Genomic DNA, 18,207 nt, shown 5'->3' with positions numbered 1-18,207 from the left:
GGTCGGGCGTGAGCAGGCCGGGGAGCACGAAATAGCCGCCAATGTGCAGCCAGCGCGCCCCCGCAGCGGCGTAATCGGCGGGGCGGAGGCGGTTGGGGGTGAGGTGGGCGTTCGCACCGGAAGTGTGGATGAAGCGCGGCTGGAAGGCGCTATCCACCAGGCCAACGCTGACCGCGGTGGGGGCTTCCACGGTTTCTACGAAGCGGGCATCTACGCCATAACGCTGCCAGGTGCGGCTGGCAAGGTGGGCGGCTTCGTCGTTGCCGATGCAGGCGGCGATGCCGACGGGCACGCCCAGGGAAGCCAGCACCACCGCGGTGTTGGACGCACAGCCGCCGGGGCCCACCGCGGCCTGCTCGAAGGCGATGGATTCGTGCCGCGGGACTTCGTCGACGGGATAGCAGAGGACGTCTAAGGTGACGTTACCGGCGATGATGGTGTGCATAATAGTCGGGGTAGTCGGGTGGTCGGGTAGTCGGGTAGTCGGGCAGTCCGGGCAGTCGCGTGGTTATTGGATGTGGGTGCCGCCGCCGGCCAGGGCGCGCTCGATGGGATGGGGGATGCGCCCGTCGGCGATGATGACCTGTTTTGCGCCACCTGCCAGGGCTTCCTGTGCGCCCAGCACTTTCTTCTTCATGCGCCCCTGGGCGTACTCTAAGGCGGTTTCCAGTTGGGCAGCGGGCATGTGGGCAATCAGGCTGCTCTCGTCGGGGAAGTTCCGCAGCAGCCCCGGCGCGGCGGTGAGCAGGATGAGGGTGTCAGCATGCAGGGCAGCGGCGATCATGGCTGCGGCGCGGTCGGCGTCCACATTCAGCGCCTCGCCTTTTTCGCTCACGGCCAGGGGGGCGACTACGGGGGTGTAGCCCGCGCTGAGCAGGGTTTCCAGCAGGGCGGTGTTCACGGCCTGAATTTTGCCGGTGTAATCGCCGCGCAGGATTTTGCGCTTGCCGTTTTCCACGATGCGGATGCTGCCCTTGCGTTTGGCTTGCAGCAGGCGGCCATCGAGGCCGCTCAACCCAAAGGCATTAACACCGTTTTGCTGCAATTGTTCCACCAAAAGGGTGTTGACTTTGCCGTTGACCGCCGCGGCAAAAATTTCCAAAGTGGGGCGGTCGGTGTAGCGGCTGGTGAAGCCCGAAGGCGAAGTGACGAAGCGCGGCGGGGCGCCGAGGGCTTCGCCGAGGGCGTTGGCTTCGGCAGAGCCGCCGTGCACGACCACCACGCGCTCGCCCTGGGAAACCAACGCGGCGATATCTTCGCAGGCGGCGGCGAAATCTACGCCTTCGGTGCCGCCAAGTTTGATGACCAGGGTCATGGGAACCTCCAGGAGGAAGGTATTGAGGTATTGAGGTGTTGAGGTATTGAGGTATTGAGGGAGCAGGAGGAGGCCCCAGTTGCCTCAATCCCTCAGTTGCCCCAATTGCCCCAGTTGCCTCACTCCTCTAAATCGGGTGCAGGCCGGGGAAGTCCAGGCCGGTGGTTTCGTCCAGGCCGAGGGCGAGGTTGAGGGCTTGCACCGCCGAACCGGCCGCGCCTTTCATCAGGTTGTCGATGGCGCAAATGCTCACGACGTGGCCGCTTTTCTCGTCCAGGTCAAAGCCGATGTCGGCGTAGTTGCTGCCCGCCAGAATCTTCGGCTCGGGCACGCGGTAGACACCGCGGCGTTCTTTCACCAGCCGCAGGAAGGGGTTGGCTTTGGCCGCAGCGCGGTAAGCCTTCCACAGATCTTTGGTGGCTACGCCGGGTTTCACCCAGCCGTGCACGGTGGCTAATGCGCCGCGCACCATGTCCACCGAGGTCATGGTGAGCACGACGTCGCTCAGGCCGCTTTCCTGGATGACTTCGGCGGTGTGGCGGTGGCCGTAGGGGGCGTAGGTGCGCGCCACGCTGCTGCGTTCCGGGTGGTGCGAGCCGGGGTTGGGCTCCGCACCGCCTTCCGAAGAGCCGACCTTGATTTCGGCAATCACCGGCCGGGCGGTATCGAGCAGGTCGGCCTGCAGCAGGGGCAGCAGGGCGAGGTTGGTGGCCGTGGCGTTGCAGCCCACGCCGCTGATGTATTTCGCACTGCCCAGGTCGTCGCGGTGCAATTCGGCGAGGCCGTAGGTGAATTTTCCCAGCCATTCGGGTGCGGCGTGGGGCTTGCCGTACCACGCTTCGTAGGCCGCCGGGTCGCGCAGGCGGAAGTCGGCGGAGAGGTCCACGATGTAGTGGGCAAGGGAAGCCCATTCGGCGATGTGCTTCTGGGCCTCGCCGTGGGGCAGGGCAAGGAAAAGGATGTCCACCGGCTCCAAGGTAGCGGGGTCGGTGAATTTCAGTTGGGTGCGCTTGCGCAGGTTGGGGTGGATTTGATAGACGTATTGCCCCAAATAGCGCCGTGAAGTGACTTGTTGAAGGGAAATTTCGGGGTGTCCGAGCAGCAGGCGGAGCAGTTCGCCGCCGGTGTAGCCGGACGCGCCGATGATGCTGGCGGTGAAGGTGGGGGACATGGGGTGTTCCTCCGTGAGGGGGTGCTTGGATGCCCGGATGCTCAGATGCCCGGGGCAAGTGTTTCAGTGTCAAGTGTTCCGGTGTCAGGGGCGCGGTTATTGCCCGGCGGCGACGCGGAGCACATATTCCACAATTTCGCCCGCGATGTCCACGCCGGTGGTGGGCTGGGCGGTGTGGAATTCCATGGTGTGGTTGATTTCGTTGACCAGGTAGCCGCGGTCGGGGTGCTCCAGAATATCTACCGCGAGCACGCCGCCGCCCACGGCCTGGGCTGCCTGCAGGCAGAGGCTTTCCAACTCCGGCGTTAGGGGGCAGACCTCGCCTGCGCCGCCGCGGGCCGTGTTGGTGATCCAGTGTTCGGATTTGCGGTAGATGGCGGCGATGACCTTGTCGCCGATGACCAACGCCCGAATGTCGCGCCCGGGCTTGGCGATGTATTCCTGGATGTAGAACACGGCCTGCTGGGGGGAACCCAAGGTGGCGCGGTGCTCTAAAATGGCTTCGGCGGCGTCGCGGTCGTTGATTTTCGCCAGCAGCCGCCCCCACGAGCCGACCACGGGCTTGAGCACCACCGGGTAGCCGAGTTCCTCAATGGCTTCCAGCGCCGCGGCGGGGGTGAAGGCCACGCGGGTGCGGGGCTGGGGCAGGTCGGCCTGGGCGAGGGCTAAGGTGGTGGCCAGTTTGTCGCCGCAGGTTTCGGCCACGCGGAAGGTGTTGACCGTGGGGATGCCGAGGGCTTCGAGGGTGCGCAGGGCGTAAAGGCCGCGCGTGGCGCTGATGTTGCGGGAGAGTACGGCATCAAAGCGCTGCCACGGGGCGGGGTTTTGCGGGTCGAAATGAATCTGGCGGTCGTCCAGGCGCTCGTAGTCCACGCCGCGGGTTTCCATGGCCGCGAAAATCCACTTTTCTTCCACCCGCACGCGGGAATAGAGCACGCCGATGCGATAGCGTTTGTGGGGCATGGCAATCTCCGAGAAAAAACCACAGATGACGCAGATTTCACAGATTTTTCGTAATTACCTACGTGGTGGCAAAACACCTCTGGCGGCAGTTTTTCTTTGGAGTGCGGCGACGAGTCGCCTGTCCTGAGTGCATCGAAGGGCCGCTTTCCAAAGCGGTGCCAAGGCACCGCACTCCAAAAAGCGCTTGCAAAGGGAAACATTCTCCGTGTTCCCTCTGTGAGCATTTACAGGCACAGGGCCATCCGCGGTGCTTCGGGGTAAGTAATTACGATTTTTCTGCGTCATCTGTGAAATCTGCGGTTTGTTTTTGAGAGCCCTGTCAGGCCCCAAAGACCTGACAGGGCTTGAGGCTGCTTACTCGCCCCAGTCTTCCTCTTCCATCGGCGCGAGTTCCACCGCGGGCGGGTCGAGGGAAACCACTTCCAGTTCCACGCCGCAGTCGGGGCAGACCACGATTTCGTTCACTTCGGTGCCGGGGTCGAGTTCGAATTCGGCAGCACATTCAGGGCAGGTGACGGTTTGAGACATGGGAGACCTCCTGAGGGGGGATTGGTTGGTTGGGAAATTGAGGTATTGGGGTATTGAGGGCTGTGGCGCAAATCGCAAATCCTAAATCGCAACTCGCAACTCGCAATTCCTCATTCGCAATTCGCCACTCGCTATTCGCTCTTCAACGCCTCCCTCGCCAGCGCCATTTGCGCTTTCACGGCTTCGGGGGCGGTGCCGCCTTCCACGGCGCGGTGGGCGAGGCTGGCCTGCGGGGAAAGCAGGCTTTCCAGGGCTTCGGCGGTGAAGGCCGGGTGCGCGGCACGGTAGGTTTCGGTGGGCAGCGCGTCCAGCCCCACGCTGCGCTGCTCGGCTTCCCGCACTAAGTGGCCGACGATGTGGTGGGCTTCCCGAAAAGGCACGCCCTGCTTCACGAGGAAGTCGGCCAGGTCGGTGGCTAACGTGCCCGCGCCGATGGCCGCCGCGGTGCGCTCGGGGTGGACTTCCAGGGTGCGGAGGGCATTCGCCAGCACAGGTAGCAGCGCCGCGAGGTCGTCAAACGCCCGAAACACCGGCGCTTTGTCTTCCTGCAAATCCTTGTCGTAAGCCGAGGGCAGCCCCTTGAGGGTCGCCAGCAGGCCGGTGAGCGTGCCAATGAGCGCACCGCTCTTGCCGCGGGTCAGTTCAAAGGCATCGGGGTTCTTCTTCTGCGGCATCAGGCTGGAGCCGGTGCTGTAGGCGTCGCTCAGGGTGAGGAAGCCGAACTCCGCGCTGGAAAACAGGATCACGCCCTCGGCTAAGCGGCTGAGGTGCACGCCCAGCAGCGCGGCGGCAAAGAGGAATTCGGCGGCAAAGTCGCGGTCGGAGACCGCGTCGATGCTGTTGGGGATGACCGAGAGGAAGCCGAGGTCGGCGGCGAGGGCTTGCCGGTCGATGGGGTAGGCCGTGCCCGCGAGGGCAGCCGCGCCCAGGGGCAGGGCGGCGGTGCGTTCCCGCACCTGGGCGAGGCGTTCGCGGTCGCGCTGGAGGGGCCAGAAGTGGCTCAGCCACCAGTGGCTCAGCAAAATGGGCTGGGCCTGCTGCAGGTGGGTGTAGCCGGGCATCACGGTGCCGAAATCGGCTTCGGCGCGGGCGAGCAGGGCGCTTTGCAGGTCGGCGAGGGCGGCGGTGAGGTGGTCGATGGCGTCCAACATCCACAGGCGGAAATCGGTGGCGACCTGGTCGTTGCGGCTGCGGCCTGTGTGCAGTTTTCCGGCCACCTCGCCCACCAGTTCGCGCAGGCGGCGTTCCACCGCGGTGTGGATGTCTTCGTCGGTGGGGGCGAAGACGAACTGCCCCTCGGCAAACTCGGTGGCGACCTGCGTGAGGCCGTCGAGCAGGGTTTGGGCTTCGGCCTCGGTAAGCACGCCGGCGCGCTGCAGCGCACGCACCCAGGCTTTGCTGCCGCGGATGTCGTGGAACGCCAGCCGCCGGTCGGTCATGATGGACGCGTTGAGTGCCCACATTTGCGGGTCGGTGCCGCCGCTAAAGCGCCCGCCCCAGAGGGTGTTGCCTGCCGATTTCGTCATCGGATGCTCCTTGAAAACCGCTGGAAACCACAGGTTACGCAGATTTCACAGATTTTTTCTGCGTCATCTGCGAAATCTGCGGTTCGCTTTTGCGTTAATCCCGCTTGAAGCGCGAGTAGTCGGGCTTGGGCATGTTCATGCCAGCCACGGGCAGTTTGTTGAGCGCCCGCACCTTCAGCGGCAGGCCAAAGAGGTGGATGAAGCCCTCGGCGTCGGACTGGTCGTAGACGTCTTCCTGGCCGAAGGTGGCGAAGTCTTCGCGGTAGAGGCTGAAGGGGCTCTTGCGCCCGGCGGGAATGATGTTGCCCTTGTAGAGTTTCAGCCGCACCACGCCGGTGACCGGGCCCTGGGTGGCGTCCACAAAGGCATCCAGTGCCTCTTTCAGCGGGCTGAACCAGAGGCCATTGTAAACCAGTTCGGCGTATTTCAGCGCCACGGTGTCTTTGTATTGCATGGTGGCGTGGTCGAGCACCAGAGATTCCAGTTGGCGGTGGGCTTCCATCAAAATCGTGCCGCCGGGGGTTTCGTAGATGCCGCGGGATTTCATGCCCACGAGGCGGTTTTCTACCATGTCGACCCGGCCGATGCCATGCTTGCCGCCCAGGGCGTTCAGGAAGGCGACCAACTCGCCGGGGCTCATCTTCTGGCCGTTCACCGCCACGGGGGTGCCGGTTTCAAACTCGATTTCCACGTATTCCGGCTCGTCGGGTGCTTCCTGCGGCGCAGCGGTGAGCATGAACACCGACTCGTCCGGCTCCCACCACGGGTCTTCGAGCGGGCCGCCCTCGTGGGAAATGTGCCACAGGTTGTGGTCGCGGCTGTAGATGGTCTTCTTGGTGGCGGTGACGGGCACGTTGTGCGCCTGGGCGTAGGCGATGGCGTCTTCGCGGGAGCGGATTTCCCACTCGCGCCACGGGGCGATGACCTTCAGGCGGGGGTCCAAGGCCATCACGGTGAGTTCAAAGCGCACCTGGTCGTTGCCCTTGCCGGTGGCGCCGTGGGCGACCGCGTCGGCGCCCACCTGATGGGCGACTTCCACCAGGTATTTGGAAATCAGCGGCCGGGCGGCGGAAGTACCGAGCAGGTACTTGCGCTCGTAGACGGCGCCAGCGCGCACAATGCGGAAGAGGTATTCGCTGGCAAATTCTTCTTTGAGGTCTTTGATGACGATCTGGCTGGCGCCGCTGTTGAGGGCTTTCTCTTCCAGCCCTTCCAGTTCGCCGCTCTGGCCGAGGTCGGCGGTGAAGCAGACCACTTCACAGCCATAGTTTTCTTTCAGCCAGGGCACGATGACCGAGGTGTCGAGGCCGCCAGAGTAGGCCAGCACGACTTTTTTGACCTGGGGTTTGGTTTTGGGAGACATGGGGGCAACTCCTTGAGGGGGATGGGTACGCAAAAAGCCCTCCGCTATGGGAGGGCTTTTGAGCGCAAGGAATGGATGGGGTGGTGCTAAGCCGCGCGCCCGCGAGCGCCCTCCGCATGGGGGGCGTAAGCACGACGGCTACGACGGGCAACAAACGGCTTGGTTTCCATTGGCGGCGTTTATACCAAAGGGAGGCTGTACTGTCAACCTTTGGTGAAAAAATGGGCGAAAGATGGGTGCCCTGTGCGCCGGTGCTCGGTCAGGGGTTACGGTGCGCGGGGGCGATAGTCGCGACGATGGTGCGGACGGCACCGGCGGCTTCCAGCACGCGGGCGATGGCTTCAGCAGCCTCAGGGGCATCAGGAGGCACCAGCGCAATGAGGTTCCCGCCGCGGCCGCCGCCGGAAAGTTTGGCCCCTAATGCGCCTGCCTGCCGCGCGGCCGTCACCAGCCGGTCCAGCGTGGGACACGAAACGCCCATTTGTTGCAGCAGGGCGTGGTTCTCGTCCATCAGCGGGCCTAAGGCTTCCGGCGTTCCCGTGGTGATGGCGCGGTAGGCGGCTTCCACCACCCGGCCGACAGCGGCAAAGAGCGCCTGGAAGCGTTCCGGCTCAGCCTGCGCGGCCCGGCGCACATCGCTCACGGCCTGCGCGGTCGGGGCCGGAATGCCACTGTCGGCGATGACCACGGTGAAGGGACACCTGACCCGAAACGTGCGCAACGGCTGGCCGCGCACGAAATACACCGGCAGGTTGTAGGTAACGACGGTGTTGTCGATGCCCGAGGGTGTGCCGTGGTGGATTTTTTCCACCTCGTAGGCAATGGCGTTGACGGTGTCGTTGCCCAAGGGGCGCCCCAGGAAGGCGCTCAGCGCCCGGGCGAGGGCCACCGTCACGGCTGCACCGCTGCCCAACCCCGCCGCGACCGGAATGGTGGAACTCAACCGCAGGCGCAGGGCAGGAGGGTGAGGAACGCCAATGGCCTCTAAAGTCAGCGCCACGGCTTTCGCCAACGGATGCTCGGGCGGCAGGCTTTCCAGTGGGGCGTTTTCCAGCGCCACGGCGGGGGCGGTGATGCGGATTTCCCCTGCGGGCAGGTCAGGCGCGGGCGAAACCACGGTGCGGGCGCGCACCGCGGGCACCGGCACGGCCAGCGCGGGCTGGCCGTACACGACGGCGTGTTCCCCAAACAGGATGATTTTGCCCGGTGCAGTGGCAGTTGTGGCAGGCACGCGCACCCCCGTCAGTAGATGTAAAAGATGAGCAGGATGGTCACCCCCCACAGCAGCAAGGTCATCTGAAGGGGCAGGTCGGTCAGCAGGGCCTCTTCCGGCGCGCCGCCGCGGCCTTCCACCTGCACCAGATAAAGGTAGCGGAAGATGCCATACAGTACGAAAGGAATGGAAAGCATCATCGCGTGGTTGGCCGGCAGGTTGGGCGCGGAGAAGGTGTAAAGGCTGTAAGCAATGATGGTCGTGGCTGAGGTGATGGTGATGAGCTGGTCTAAAAACGGAATGGTGTAGCCATCCAGCACGCGGCGATGGCGGCCTGCACCTTCGGCCAGCAGGCTAAGTTCGGCGCGGCGTTTGCCAAAGCCGATGAACAACGCCAGCAGCGTGGTGACCACATACAGCCAGGGCGAAAACCGCTGCACATGGATAAGCACAACCCCTGCCTGCACCCGCAGCACGAAACCCGCAGCAATGATGAGCACGTCAATGATGGGAATGTGTTTCAGGTAGAAGGAGTAGGCCAGATTGAGAAGCAGGTATGAAGCCGCAACGAGGAAAAAGGCGGGGGAGAGCAACCACGAGACCCCCAAAGCAAAGACCAAAAGCGCGCTGGCACCGCCGGCAGCGATCGAGACGGGCAGCGCGCCGCTGGCGATGGGACGGTGGCGCTTCTCGGGGTGCTTACGGTCGCTTTCCCGGTCGGCAATGTCGTTGATGAGGTAAACTGCCCCCGAAAGCAGGCAAAACAGCCCGAAGCCTGCCAGGGTGCGGGCAAAGGCCTGGGGATGGGTCAGTTGCCGGTCGAAGACCAGGGCGGCAAATACAAAAGCGTTTTTGGTCCACTGTCGTGGCCGCAGTGCACGGATGAAAGCCCAAAGGATGCGCATGGAGAGATTATACCAAGAGTGGGGCTTTCGAGTTTGCTTTAAACCTTGACGCCTTTCTGGTCGCGCGGTATATTTAGTTAGGTTAACTAAATATTCGCGACGCGAAAGGAGAACACCTTTGGAGCAATCGCTAACCGATGATGCCCAGCGTTTTCTGCAACTGGCAACGCGACTGCGCCGTTTAGGTGACCGCAGTCCAGCCCAGGAAATCGCTGTTACACCTTCCCACTTTACTTTGCTGGAAGCCATTGCCGAGATGCCGGGCAGCAACCTCCAACACATTGCCGATGCCCTCCGGCTTTCCCCGCCTACCGTGAGCATTGCCATCCGCCAGATGGAAAGCACGGGGTGGGTGGAGCGACGCCCTCACCCGCAAGACCGGCGGGCCTTCCAGTGCTATCTGACCGCAGAAGGCCGGAAAGTTTACCAGCAGGCTGTGGCGACGCACCGCCGTAAATTCGAGCGGCTGTTGCAAGGGCTGACGCCCACCGAGCGAAACACTTTGCTCACCCTGCTGGAACGCACGCTGCAAGCAGCCGAGGTGCCCCCTGCCTCGGACCAATCTTCTTCGAGGAAAAACCCATGAGCAAATTCTTCAACAAATGGGCCCGCATTCTCCACCGTTGGTTAGCAGTGCCCACCCTTATCATCATTCCCGTCGCGGTGACGGCGAAACTCGTGATGGGTGTTAAACTGCTTCCCCCGCAATTCGAGCAAATTCAATCTTTGCTGATTCTCTTGCTGGCGATTAGCGGTGCCTATCTTTACTTTTTGCCTTACCTGGCAAAGTGGCAGCGCCGTCGCCGCACGCGGCGCGACGCTGGCCGCCGTCGTACCACCAAGGCTTCACAGTCTTCCTGACCTTCACGTTCAACGAGGAGCAAAACATGAAACTCAATAAGATCGCTGCCGTTCTGGCTTTCATCATCGGCGGTATGGCTGTCTTTGCAGGCACCAAAGTGGTCATCCTCCACGAGCCCGTCGATTACTACGTCATCAGTTGGTTACCGGTTTACAACCTCACCATGGGGATTCTGACCGTGGTCGTCACATCCGTGTTGCTGTGGCAAGACCGGCCCATTGCGCCCAAACTGGCGCTGGCAACCCTGGCAGCCCATTCCACAGTGTATATCATCCTCCAAACGGCCTATCACCAGGTTGTCGCGGGGGAAAGCCTGCGCGCGATGACGGTGCGCACGGTCACCTGGGTGGTGATTGTGGGCATTCTCATCGTTGATCAGCATTTTCTGCGCAAGGCCTGACGCTGCCGGGCACCGTTGCTTCCCCTCTCCGTTACCCCTCCGCCACCGCGCGGAGGGGCTTTTTTTTGCCTTCCGCGGCCGTGCAATGCCCACGCCCTTTGACCAGCCTTCACGAATGTGCTATAACAAACGTGCGAGTCTGCGGCCATCGCGCCCAATCCCATTCAGGAGCCCCCGCATGGACTTCACCATTCCTCACGACACGCAACTGATGCTCAACCTTATTCGGGAATTCATGGAAAAAGAGGTCTACCCGCTGGAGCAGCACTTCCTCAACGAGCCGCCTGACGTTTTCCAGCCCCGCCTCGACGCTCTGCGCGAGAAGGTCAAGCAAATGGGGCTATGGGGGCCTGCCCAGCCCAAGGCATATGGCGGCATGGAACTGCCACTGACCGATTTTGCGCTGGTTTCCGAAATTCTGGGCGCCAGCCCCCTGGGGCACTACATCTTTGGCACCCAGGCTCCCGACGCGGGCAACATCGAAATTCTGCATAAATACGGCACGCCGGAACAGAAGGAGCGTTGGCTGCGCCCGCTGGTGGAAGGCAAAATTCGCAGTTGCTTTTCCATGACCGAGGTGGAAATGCCTGGCTCCAACCCGGTTTACATGGAAACCACCGCGGTCAAGGACGGCGATGATTACGTCATCAACGGCCAGAAATGGTACACCACCGCCGCGGACGGAGCCGCTTTTGCCATTGTGATGGCCGTGACCGACCCCGACGCGCCGCCTTACCAGCGCGCCAGCATGATCATCGTGCCCGCCGACACGCCCGGCTTCGACATCGTGCGCAACATCAACATCATGGGGCACAAAGGCGGCGGCTATTTCAGCCATGCCGAAATCCTTTACCATTCCTGTCGCGTGCCTCAAAGCAACTTGCTGGGGCCGGAAGGCGCCGGTTTCCGCATTGCGCAGGAACGCTTAGGGCCAGGGCGCATTCACCACACCATGCGCTGGCTGGGCGTCGCCCGCCGCGCGCTGAATTTGATGATTGAATACGCCGCCCGCCGTCCCATCGCTCCCGGCCAGGTGCTGGCCGACAAGGAAATCATCCAGGCGTGGATTGCCGAAAGCGCCGCCGAAATCGAGGCCGCCCGCGCGCTCACGTTGCAAACCGCCTGGCGCATCGAGCATCTGGGCTGGAAGGAAACCCGCCAGGAAATTTCCATGATCAAGTTCCTCGTGGCAAACACCATGCAAAAGGTGGTTGACCGCGCCCTGCAGGTGCACGGTGGCCTGGGCATGACCGACGACACCATCTTGGCCTATTTTTACCGCCACGAGCGCGCGGCCCGCATCTACGACGGCGCGGACGAAGTGCACAAGGTTTCCCTTGCTAAGCGGCTGCTGCGCCCTTATCGCGACGTCATGGAAGCCGGAAGGAAGGTGCTGCAATGAGCGACGCTGTCCGCCCGCCCCGCCCCGGCGAGGAACTCGACCTCGCCCGCCTGGAAGCCTACCTCAAGGAAGCCATCCCGGGCCTGGAGGGCAGGCTGGAAGTCCTGCAATTCCCTTCCGGCCACTCCAACCTGACCTATTTGCTGCGTATGGGTGAAACTGAAATGGTGCTCCGCCGCCCGCCGCGTGGCAAGAAGCCCAAGAGCGGCCACGACATGCACCGCGAGTGGGTACTGCTCAACGCCCTTTACGGCGCTTTCCCCGTGCCGCGGCCGCTGGCCTATTGCGACGACCCCGCGGTGCTGGGCGCGCCTTTCTATGTGATGGAGCGGCTCCACGGCCTGATTTTGCGCCGCGAACCACCGCCCGACCTCGACCTGCCGCCGGAACGCGTCCGCCTGCTGTGCGAACGGCTCATCGACACTCACCGCCGCCTGCACGCGCTCGATTACCGCACCCTCGGCCTTGGCGATTTCGGCCACCCGGAAGGCTACGTCCAGCGGCAGGTGCAGGGCTGGGCGCGGCGCTATCGCGATGCGCGCACCCCCAACGTGCCGGATTTCGAGGACGTCATCGCATGGCTGGAGGCCAACCTTCCGCCGGAACGCGGTGCGGCGCTCATCCACAACGACTATCGGTTCGACAATGTCGTCTTTGAGATCTCACCCCTCCCCCGTCCGGCGCAAGCGCCTGACACCCCCTCCCCTCCCTTAGTAAGGGAGGGGAGGGGGGCGGGGGGTGGGGAGAGCTCCTTCCGCGTCGTCGGTGTGCTGGACTGGGAACTGGCAACCGTGGGCGACCCGCTGATGGATTTGGGCGCGTCGTTGGCCTATTGGGTGCAGGCCGACGACCCGCCGGAGATGCAGGCCATCCGCCTTGGGCCAACCCATTTGCCCGGCGCGTTCACCCGCCGCGAGGTGGTGGCGCGTTACATTGCCGACACCGACCTCACCCCCGACGACCTGCGCTTCTATTTCGTGTACGGCCTTTTCCGCCTCGCGGGCATTGCCCAGCAGATTTACTACCGCTACTACCACGGCCAAACCCGCGACGAGCGCTTCCGCCATTTCGACAAAGCCGTGGCCGGCCTGGAACGCGCCGCCAAACGGGCGATGGAGGGGTGGGGATTGTAGCAAGTTGCAAGTTGCAAGTTGCAAGTTGCAAGATGCAAGACGCAACTTGCATCTTTGCATCCTGCATCACTTGCCATTTCCCGGAGGTTGCCATGAAAGTCTCTCGCGTGGCTGAAATGCGCCAACTTGACCGCACCGCCATCGAAAAATACGCCATTCCTGGCACTATCCTGATGGAAAACGCCGGAGGGGCCGCTTACCACGTTATTCTGCAGGAACTCGGCGTGCGCGGCAAAACGTTCGTCGTGGTGTGCGGTAACGGGCACAACGGCGGCGACGGGCTGGTGGTCGCCCGCAAACTGCATTCCACCGGCGCGCGGGTGCATGTTTTTTGCCTGGGAAGCCCGCAGAAATTCGACGACACCGTCCGTTTCCATTACGAGATGCTGGCCCATATCGGCCTGCCCTTCACCACCTTGGGCGATGACCTCACGCCCTTGCGGAGCGCCCTTGCCACTGCCGATGCCGCCGTCGATGCTATTTTTGGCACCGGTTTGAGCCGCCCGGTTGCCGGGCGTTATGCTGAAGCCATTCGGCTGCTCAACGCCAGCGGCAAGCCGGTGTTCAGCCTCGATATTCCTTCGGGCATTGCTGGTGATACAGGGCAAGTGCTCGGCGTTGCCGTGGAAGCCGCCGCGACCATCACGTTTGGTCTGCCCAAACCAGGCAACCTCCTCTACCCCGGCTTTCGCTACGGCGGCAAACTTTTCGTGACCCACATTTCCTTCCCGCTGGAACTCTACACCCAGGAAAGCCTCAACCTGGCCGTCAACGACCCCCTGCCCCTGCCGCCGCGCCCGCGCGACGGCCACAAAGGCACTTTTGGCAAAGTGCTCTTCATCGCGGGCGGCAGCCGCTACCTCGGCGCGCCCTATTTCGCCGCGATGGCTTTCCTGAAGGCGGGCGGCGGGTTGGCCTACCTCGCGACGGCGGCCCCGGCAGCGCCGTTCATCGCCAGCAAAGGCAGCGAAATCGTGGTCCTGCCGCAGCCCGCGACCGATGAAGGCACCCTTGCCCTGGAAGCCCTCGACGGCCTGTTGGAAGCCGCTGCGCCGATGGATATGGTGGTGCTCGGCCCCGGGCTTTCCCTGCACCCCGAAAGCCAGGCACTGGCCCGCCGCCTCACCCAACAGTTGGAGAAGCCGTTGTTGGTTGACGGCGACGGCCTGACCGCCCTTGCCGGACACCCTGAACTGGTGCGAAGCCGCACGGCGCCCACCGCGCTCACGCCTCACCCGGGCGAGATGGCGCGCCTGACTGGTCGAGCCACTGCTGAAATCCAGGCCGATCGCATTGCTGCGCTGCAAGCCGCCGTGGCCCAATGGCAGGCCACCATCGTGCTCAAGGGTGCCCATTCCCTCATCGGCACGCCCGAAGCGCAGGTGTTCATCAACCTGAGCGGCAACCCCGGCATGGGCACCGCGGGCAGCGGCGACGTGCTTACCGGCACCATCGCGGCCATGCACACCGCCCACGGCTTCCCTCTGCCCGAAGCCACTCGCATGGGCGTGTTCGTGCACGGCCTCGCAGGTGATTTGGCCGCCGCCAGCCTGGGCGAAGACGGTGTGGTCGCGGGCGACATCCTGGCCTACCTGCCCCATGCCCTGCGCCATCTGCGTCAGCACGGCGCGGCAATGGCGGCAGACCATTACGGTCAGATCACGGTCGTGTAGAGGCGCGCCGACGCCGGGGGGCCAGGCCCTTCAACCCGTGCCAAAATCGGGTACAATACCGACATGAACCGGGCTGTGGCACAACTTTTCCGTCGCATTGCGACGCTGTTGGAACTCAAAGGCGAGTCGGCTTACAAGACGCGCGCTTACCGCCGTGCCGCCGATGCCATCGAGACGTTGGAAGAACCCATTGAGGCCCTTTGGCAAGCGGGGCGGCTGACCGAAATTCCGGGCGTGGGGGCGGCCATCGCCAAGAAAATCGACGAATATCTGCGCACGGGGCAGTTGGGCTTCCTTGAGCGCCTGGAAGCCGAAGTGCCGCCGTCGTTGTTGGAAATCCTCTCGCTGCCCGGCCTGGGCGTGAAGAAAGTCCGGCGGCTTTGGCAGGAACTCGGCATTGAAGATGTTGCCGGCTTGGAGCAAGCCGCCCGCGAGAGCCGCTTGCGCGCCTTGCCTGGTTTTGGGGCCAAGACCGAAACCCGCATTTTGGAAGCCATCCAGACGCGGCGCGAGCAGCCCACGGGGTTCTTGCTGGGTGAGGTTTACCCGCGAGCGCAGCAGGTGCTGGAGCGCCTGCGCCGCCTGCCGCTGGTTGGGCGCGCCGAACTGGCAGGCAGCACCCGTCGGGGAAGGGCGCTGGTTGGTGATATGGACCTGCTTCTCGCCGCGGAGCAGCCCGCCGAAGCCCTGCAAGCAGCACTGGAGCATCTGGGACTGCAAGGCGAGGTGGTGCTGCATGCCGATTACGCCGAAACCGAAACCCGCCTGGCCGATGGCTTCCCACTGCACCTCATCGCTGCCCGCCCGGAACGCTGGGGCAGCGCGTGGGTGTTGAGCACGGGCAGTGCCGGGCATTTGCAGGCCCTCGGTGGTAGCGCCGCGCTGCCCAACGATGCGCCCACCGAAGCCGCCTTTTACCAGGCCCTGGGCCTGCCGTGGATTCCCCCCGAACTGCGAGAAGGCCGCGGTGAAGTGGAAGCCGCCCGCGCGGGGCGTTTGCCTGTGCTGGTGCGCGCCGGGCAAATTCGCGCCGACCTGCACAACCATTCCGAATGGAGCGACGGGCATTCCACCATTCGCCAGATGGCCGAGGCCGCTCTTGCCCGCGGGTTGCAGGTGCTGGCGATTACCGATCATTCCCAAAGCCTGGGCGTCGCGCACGGCCTCACGCCGGAACGCCTGCGCGCCCAGCGGGAAGAAATCCGCCGCGTGCAGGCCGAACTGGGCGACCGCATTCTGCTTTTGCAAGGCGCGGAAGTGGAAATTTTGGCCGACGGCCGTTTGGATTACCCTGACGACGTCCTGGCCGAACTGGACGTGGTGGTGGCCTCGCTGCACACCTCGCTGCGCCAGCCGCGTGAGCAAATCACCGCGCGCCTGCTGCGCGCCATCTGCAATCCCCACGTGCACATCATCGGCCACCCCTCGGGCCGCCTGTTACCCTACCGCCCCGGCGCGGATTTGGATTGGGAAGCCGTGCTCACCGCCGCGGCGGAGCATGGCGTTGCGCTGGAAATCAACGCCCACCCCCGCCGTCTGGACCTGGCCGACCATCTGGTGCAGCAGGCCATTGGGCGCGGCATTCTCATCAGCATCAATACCGACGCTCACCGCCCTGCCGACTTCGACTACCTCTTCTATGGTGTGCTGACGGCCCGCCGCGGCTGGGCTTCCCCTGAAAACATCATCAACACCTGGGAAACCGACCGCCTGCTGGCGTGGCTACGCCACCGTCACACCGTTTGACACCTGACACCTGACACGACAGCCTATCCCCCCTTCTGGGAGCCTTCCATGCCTTTCTTCAAACACAAACCCGATGCGCTGCTGCAGGAAGAGCGCACTTTGCTCAGTAACTTGCGCGAAACCTTACAACAGGCAGGCATTGACGCTGAAGCGCGCCGGACGCTCGAAGAGTCCATTCTGCAACTGGACGACTTCTTTCTCATTGTGGTGGTGGGTGAGTTCAACGCGGGTAAGAGCGCGCTCATCAATGCCCTCTTGGGGCAATCGGTGCTTCAGGAAGGCGTGACCCCCACCACTACCCAGGTCAACATCTTGCGCTATGGCGAGATGATAGGCCAGAAACCGCTCGGTGAGCATTTGCTGGAAATCACCGCGCCGGTGGAATTGCTGCGTGACCTGAGCATTGTGGATACCCCCGGCACCAACGCGATCATCCGCGAGCACGAACTCATCACCCAGCGCTTTGCGCCGCGCGCCGATTTGGTGCTTTTCGTCACCTCTGCTGACCGCCCCTTTAGCGAAAGCGAGCGCGCCTTCCTCGAGAAACTGCGCGCCTGGGGCAAGAAAATCGTGCTGGTCATCAACAAGGCCGACCTGCTGGAACGCCCTGAAGACCTGGAGCAGGTGATTTCCTTTGTGAGCGACAACGCGCGCCTTTTGCTGGGCACCACGCCCGAGGTTTTCCCTGTGAGCGCCAAACTGGCGTTACGGGCGAAGCAGGGCGAAAAGCCGCTCTGGGAAGCCAGCCACTTCGAGCCGCTGGAAACCTACATCCGCGACACGCTCGACCAGACCGAGCGCATCCGGCTGAAACTGCTCAACCCCCTGGGGGTGGGCATGCGCCTCGCGGAAGAACACGCCGCCGCGCTGGAGCGTGAACTGGAGGTGCTTTCCGGCGATTTGGAAGTGATAGCCCATGTTGAGCGCCAGTTGGAAGAGTACAAGGCCGACATGCAGCGCGGGTTTGAACTGCGCATGGCCGAAATTGATAACATTTTGCTGCAAATGGAAGAACGGGCGCGTGATTACTTTGAGGAAACTATCCGGCTGGGGAGGGTGGTTGATCTCTTCCGCAAGAAGCGCCTGCAAGAGGAATTTCAGACGCATGTCATCGGCAATGTGCCGGAGCAAATTGAAGAGCGGGTGGAAAAACTCATTGACTGGCTGGTGGAAAACGACCTGCGGCAATGGCAGGCGGTGCACGAATACCTTGCCCGGCACCGCGAGAAATATCAGGGCAAGATGCTGGAAGCCCCGACCGGCTTTCGCTATGACCGCGACCGACTGGTGGAGACGGTGGGGCAGCGGGCGCAGGCAGTGGTGGAAAGTTACGACAAGGAAAAGGAGGCCCGCGCGCTCGCCGAAGGCACGCAAGCCGCGGTGGCGGCCGCGGCGGCGCTGGAAGTCGGCGCCATTGGCCTGGGGGCAGTGATTACCGCTATCGCCACGACCATGACGGCCGATATTACCGGCATTGCCGCCGCCACGTTTGTGGCGGTGTTGGGTTTGTTCGTCATTCCGGCGCGACGCAAACAAGCCACCGCCGAAATGCACCGCAAAGTGACCCAGTTGCGGCGCTCCCTTTCCCACGCATTGCGTCAGCAGTTCGAAACCACGATGGAAAACAACCTGGAACAAATTCGCGAAGCCATGGCCCCCTACACGCGCTTCGTGCGTGCTGAGCACAAACGCGCCGCTGAACTGCACCAGCGCCTGAAGGAAATTCTCGCGGCAATGGAACAGTTGAAGGCCAAGATTGCCCGATTATAGGGCCGCCGCGCCCCTATGCCCCCTGCGTAATACTTCGTGGGAACGCGCTAATCCAAAACCCGGGTTCAGAGAGACGCCTATTGTTTGAAGGAGCGATTGCCATGAAAGGTCAAGGCTTGCTGGAATACGCCCTCATTCTCATGCTGGTGGCGCTGATTGTGATCGCGGTGGTTTATTTGTTTGGGCAGAGCACGGGCAATTTATATAGCAATGTGCTCACGACTTTCTGAGCCGCCG

At 63.2% G+C, this 18,207-nt stretch carries 18 protein-coding genes; 9 read left to right on the top strand and 9 right to left on the bottom strand.

The features are described 5' to 3' along the window. From ENJ54_01840 to ENJ54_01800, 9 genes are all read right to left on the bottom strand, one after another. A partial coding sequence (locus ENJ54_01840) for a carbohydrate kinase family protein (protein ID HFC08586.1) occupies nucleotides 1-445 on the bottom strand: 445 nt, incomplete at its 3' end. Between the two features lie 63 nt (nucleotides 446-508). Beyond that, entirely contained in the window at nucleotides 509-1,315 is an 807-nt protein-coding gene (locus tag ENJ54_01835) for a [LysW]-aminoadipate kinase (protein HFC08585.1), read from the bottom strand. 127 nt (nucleotides 1,316-1,442) lie between these two features. After that, nucleotides 1,443-2,486, bottom strand: a complete 1,044-nt coding sequence (locus ENJ54_01830; protein HFC08584.1) for an N-acetyl-gamma-glutamyl-phosphate reductase — start codon at nucleotides 2,484-2,486, stop codon at nucleotides 1,443-1,445. 96 nt (nucleotides 2,487-2,582) lie between these two features. Continuing rightward, nucleotides 2,583-3,449, bottom strand: a complete 867-nt coding sequence (lysX, locus tag ENJ54_01825; protein ID HFC08583.1) for a lysine biosynthesis protein LysX — start codon at nucleotides 3,447-3,449, stop codon at nucleotides 2,583-2,585. A gap of 354 nt (nucleotides 3,450-3,803) precedes the next feature. Next, the gene (gene lysW / locus ENJ54_01820; GenBank protein HFC08582.1) at nucleotides 3,804-3,977 is read right to left on the bottom strand and encodes a lysine biosynthesis protein LysW; all 174 of its coding nucleotides are present in this window, start codon (nucleotides 3,975-3,977) and stop codon (nucleotides 3,804-3,806) included. 131 nt (nucleotides 3,978-4,108) lie between these two features. Next, nucleotides 4,109-5,503 carry an argininosuccinate lyase gene (argH, locus tag ENJ54_01815; GenBank protein HFC08581.1) on the bottom strand — a complete coding sequence of 465 codons (1,395 nt, stop codon included), beginning with the start codon at nucleotides 5,501-5,503 and terminating at the stop codon, nucleotides 4,109-4,111. A gap of 94 nt (nucleotides 5,504-5,597) precedes the next feature. Then, nucleotides 5,598-6,866: an argininosuccinate synthase gene (locus tag ENJ54_01810; GenBank protein HFC08580.1), complete on the bottom strand. Its 1,269-nt coding sequence runs from the start codon at nucleotides 6,864-6,866 to the stop codon at nucleotides 5,598-5,600. A gap of 259 nt (nucleotides 6,867-7,125) precedes the next feature. Beyond that, entirely contained in the window at nucleotides 7,126-8,148 is a 1,023-nt protein-coding gene (gene mvk / locus ENJ54_01805; GenBank protein HFC08579.1) for a mevalonate kinase, read from the bottom strand. Next, nucleotides 8,109-9,233, bottom strand: coding sequence for a decaprenyl-phosphate phosphoribosyltransferase (locus ENJ54_01800; GenBank protein HFC08578.1), 1,125 nt, complete (start codon nucleotides 9,231-9,233; stop codon nucleotides 8,109-8,111). The genes mvk and ENJ54_01800 overlap by 40 nt, the downstream gene beginning before the upstream one ends. Here ENJ54_01800 and ENJ54_01795 point away from each other — a divergent pair. The 9 genes from ENJ54_01795 to ENJ54_01755 all read left to right on the top strand — a co-directional run bounded on the left by ENJ54_01795 (nucleotide 9,220) and on the right by ENJ54_01755 (nucleotide 18,200). Then, a complete protein-coding gene (locus ENJ54_01795) occupies nucleotides 9,220-9,570 on the top strand; it encodes a MarR family transcriptional regulator (protein ID HFC08577.1) in 351 nt (116 codons plus the stop codon). The genes ENJ54_01800 and ENJ54_01795 overlap by 14 nt on opposite strands. Beyond that, complete coding sequence (locus ENJ54_01790) at nucleotides 9,567-9,845, top strand: hypothetical protein (protein HFC08576.1); 279 nt, start codon at nucleotides 9,567-9,569, stop codon at nucleotides 9,843-9,845. Before ENJ54_01795 ends, ENJ54_01790 begins: the two co-directional genes overlap by 4 nt. Nucleotides 9,846-9,871: 26 nt before the next feature. Then, the gene (locus tag ENJ54_01785) at nucleotides 9,872-10,246 is read left to right on the top strand and encodes a hypothetical protein (protein ID HFC08575.1); all 375 of its coding nucleotides are present in this window, start codon (nucleotides 9,872-9,874) and stop codon (nucleotides 10,244-10,246) included. Nucleotides 10,247-10,424: 178 nt separating this feature from the next. Continuing rightward, a complete protein-coding gene (locus ENJ54_01780) occupies nucleotides 10,425-11,648 on the top strand; it encodes an acyl-CoA dehydrogenase (protein HFC08574.1) in 1,224 nt (407 codons plus the stop codon). After that, nucleotides 11,645-12,781, top strand: a complete 1,137-nt coding sequence (locus tag ENJ54_01775) for a phosphotransferase family protein (GenBank protein ID HFC08573.1) — start codon at nucleotides 11,645-11,647, stop codon at nucleotides 12,779-12,781. Before ENJ54_01780 ends, ENJ54_01775 begins: the two co-directional genes overlap by 4 nt. Before the next feature lie 92 nt (nucleotides 12,782-12,873). Then, complete coding sequence (locus tag ENJ54_01770) at nucleotides 12,874-14,454, top strand: NAD(P)H-hydrate dehydratase (GenBank protein HFC08572.1); 1,581 nt, start codon at nucleotides 12,874-12,876, stop codon at nucleotides 14,452-14,454. A 63-nt stretch (nucleotides 14,455-14,517) separates the two neighbouring features. After that, nucleotides 14,518-16,200 (top strand): PHP domain-containing protein, encoded by a 1,683-nt coding sequence (locus ENJ54_01765; GenBank protein HFC08571.1) that lies wholly within the window; start codon nucleotides 14,518-14,520, stop codon nucleotides 16,198-16,200. Between the two features lie 48 nt (nucleotides 16,201-16,248). Beyond that, nucleotides 16,249-17,970 (top strand): GTP-binding protein, encoded by a 1,722-nt coding sequence (locus ENJ54_01760; protein HFC08570.1) that lies wholly within the window; start codon nucleotides 16,249-16,251, stop codon nucleotides 17,968-17,970. A gap of 101 nt (nucleotides 17,971-18,071) precedes the next feature. Next, a complete protein-coding gene (locus tag ENJ54_01755; GenBank protein ID HFC08569.1) occupies nucleotides 18,072-18,200 on the top strand; it encodes a pilus assembly protein in 129 nt (42 codons plus the stop codon). Nucleotides 18,201-18,207: the final 7 nt, after the last annotated feature.

It is taken from the genome of Chloroflexota bacterium (assembly GCA_011322445.1).
Taxonomy (GTDB): domain Bacteria; phylum Chloroflexota; class Anaerolineae; order Anaerolineales; family DRMV01; genus DRMV01.
The sequence above is the reverse complement of the archived record's forward strand: the minus strand, read 5'-3'. Positions and strand labels throughout refer to the sequence as shown.

Bases quoted from the DNA above. Each gene is read 5' to 3' on its own strand.
- argH (HFC08581.1), bottom strand. From the start codon at position 5,503: ATGACGAAATCGGCAGGCAACACCCTCTGGGGCGGGCGCTTTAGCGGC.
- ENJ54_01770 (HFC08572.1), top strand. From the start codon at position 12,874: ATGAAAGTCTCTCGCGTGGCTGAAATGCGCCAACTTGACCGCACCGCC.
- ENJ54_01810 (HFC08580.1), bottom strand. From the start codon at position 6,866: ATGTCTCCCAAAACCAAACCCCAGGTCAAAAAAGTCGTGCTGGCCTAC.
- ENJ54_01790 (HFC08576.1), top strand. From the start codon at position 9,567: ATGAGCAAATTCTTCAACAAATGGGCCCGCATTCTCCACCGTTGGTTA.
- ENJ54_01785 (HFC08575.1), top strand. From the start codon at position 9,872: ATGAAACTCAATAAGATCGCTGCCGTTCTGGCTTTCATCATCGGCGGT.
- lysX (HFC08583.1), bottom strand. From the start codon at position 3,449: ATGCCCCACAAACGCTATCGCATCGGCGTGCTCTATTCCCGCGTGCGG.
- ENJ54_01780 (HFC08574.1), top strand. From the start codon at position 10,425: ATGGACTTCACCATTCCTCACGACACGCAACTGATGCTCAACCTTATT.
- ENJ54_01775 (HFC08573.1), top strand. From the start codon at position 11,645: ATGAGCGACGCTGTCCGCCCGCCCCGCCCCGGCGAGGAACTCGACCTC.
- ENJ54_01830 (HFC08584.1), bottom strand. From the start codon at position 2,486: ATGTCCCCCACCTTCACCGCCAGCATCATCGGCGCGTCCGGCTACACC.
- ENJ54_01835 (HFC08585.1), bottom strand. From the start codon at position 1,315: ATGACCCTGGTCATCAAACTTGGCGGCACCGAAGGCGTAGATTTCGCC.
- ENJ54_01755 (HFC08569.1), top strand. From the start codon at position 18,072: ATGAAAGGTCAAGGCTTGCTGGAATACGCCCTCATTCTCATGCTGGTG.
- ENJ54_01765 (HFC08571.1), top strand. From the start codon at position 14,518: ATGAACCGGGCTGTGGCACAACTTTTCCGTCGCATTGCGACGCTGTTG.
- ENJ54_01800 (HFC08578.1), bottom strand. From the start codon at position 9,233: ATGGCTTCCAGCAAAGTAAAGTGGGAAGGTGTAACAGCGATTTCCTGG.
- ENJ54_01760 (HFC08570.1), top strand. From the start codon at position 16,249: ATGCCTTTCTTCAAACACAAACCCGATGCGCTGCTGCAGGAAGAGCGC.
- lysW (HFC08582.1), bottom strand. From the start codon at position 3,977: ATGTCTCAAACCGTCACCTGCCCTGAATGTGCTGCCGAATTCGAACTC.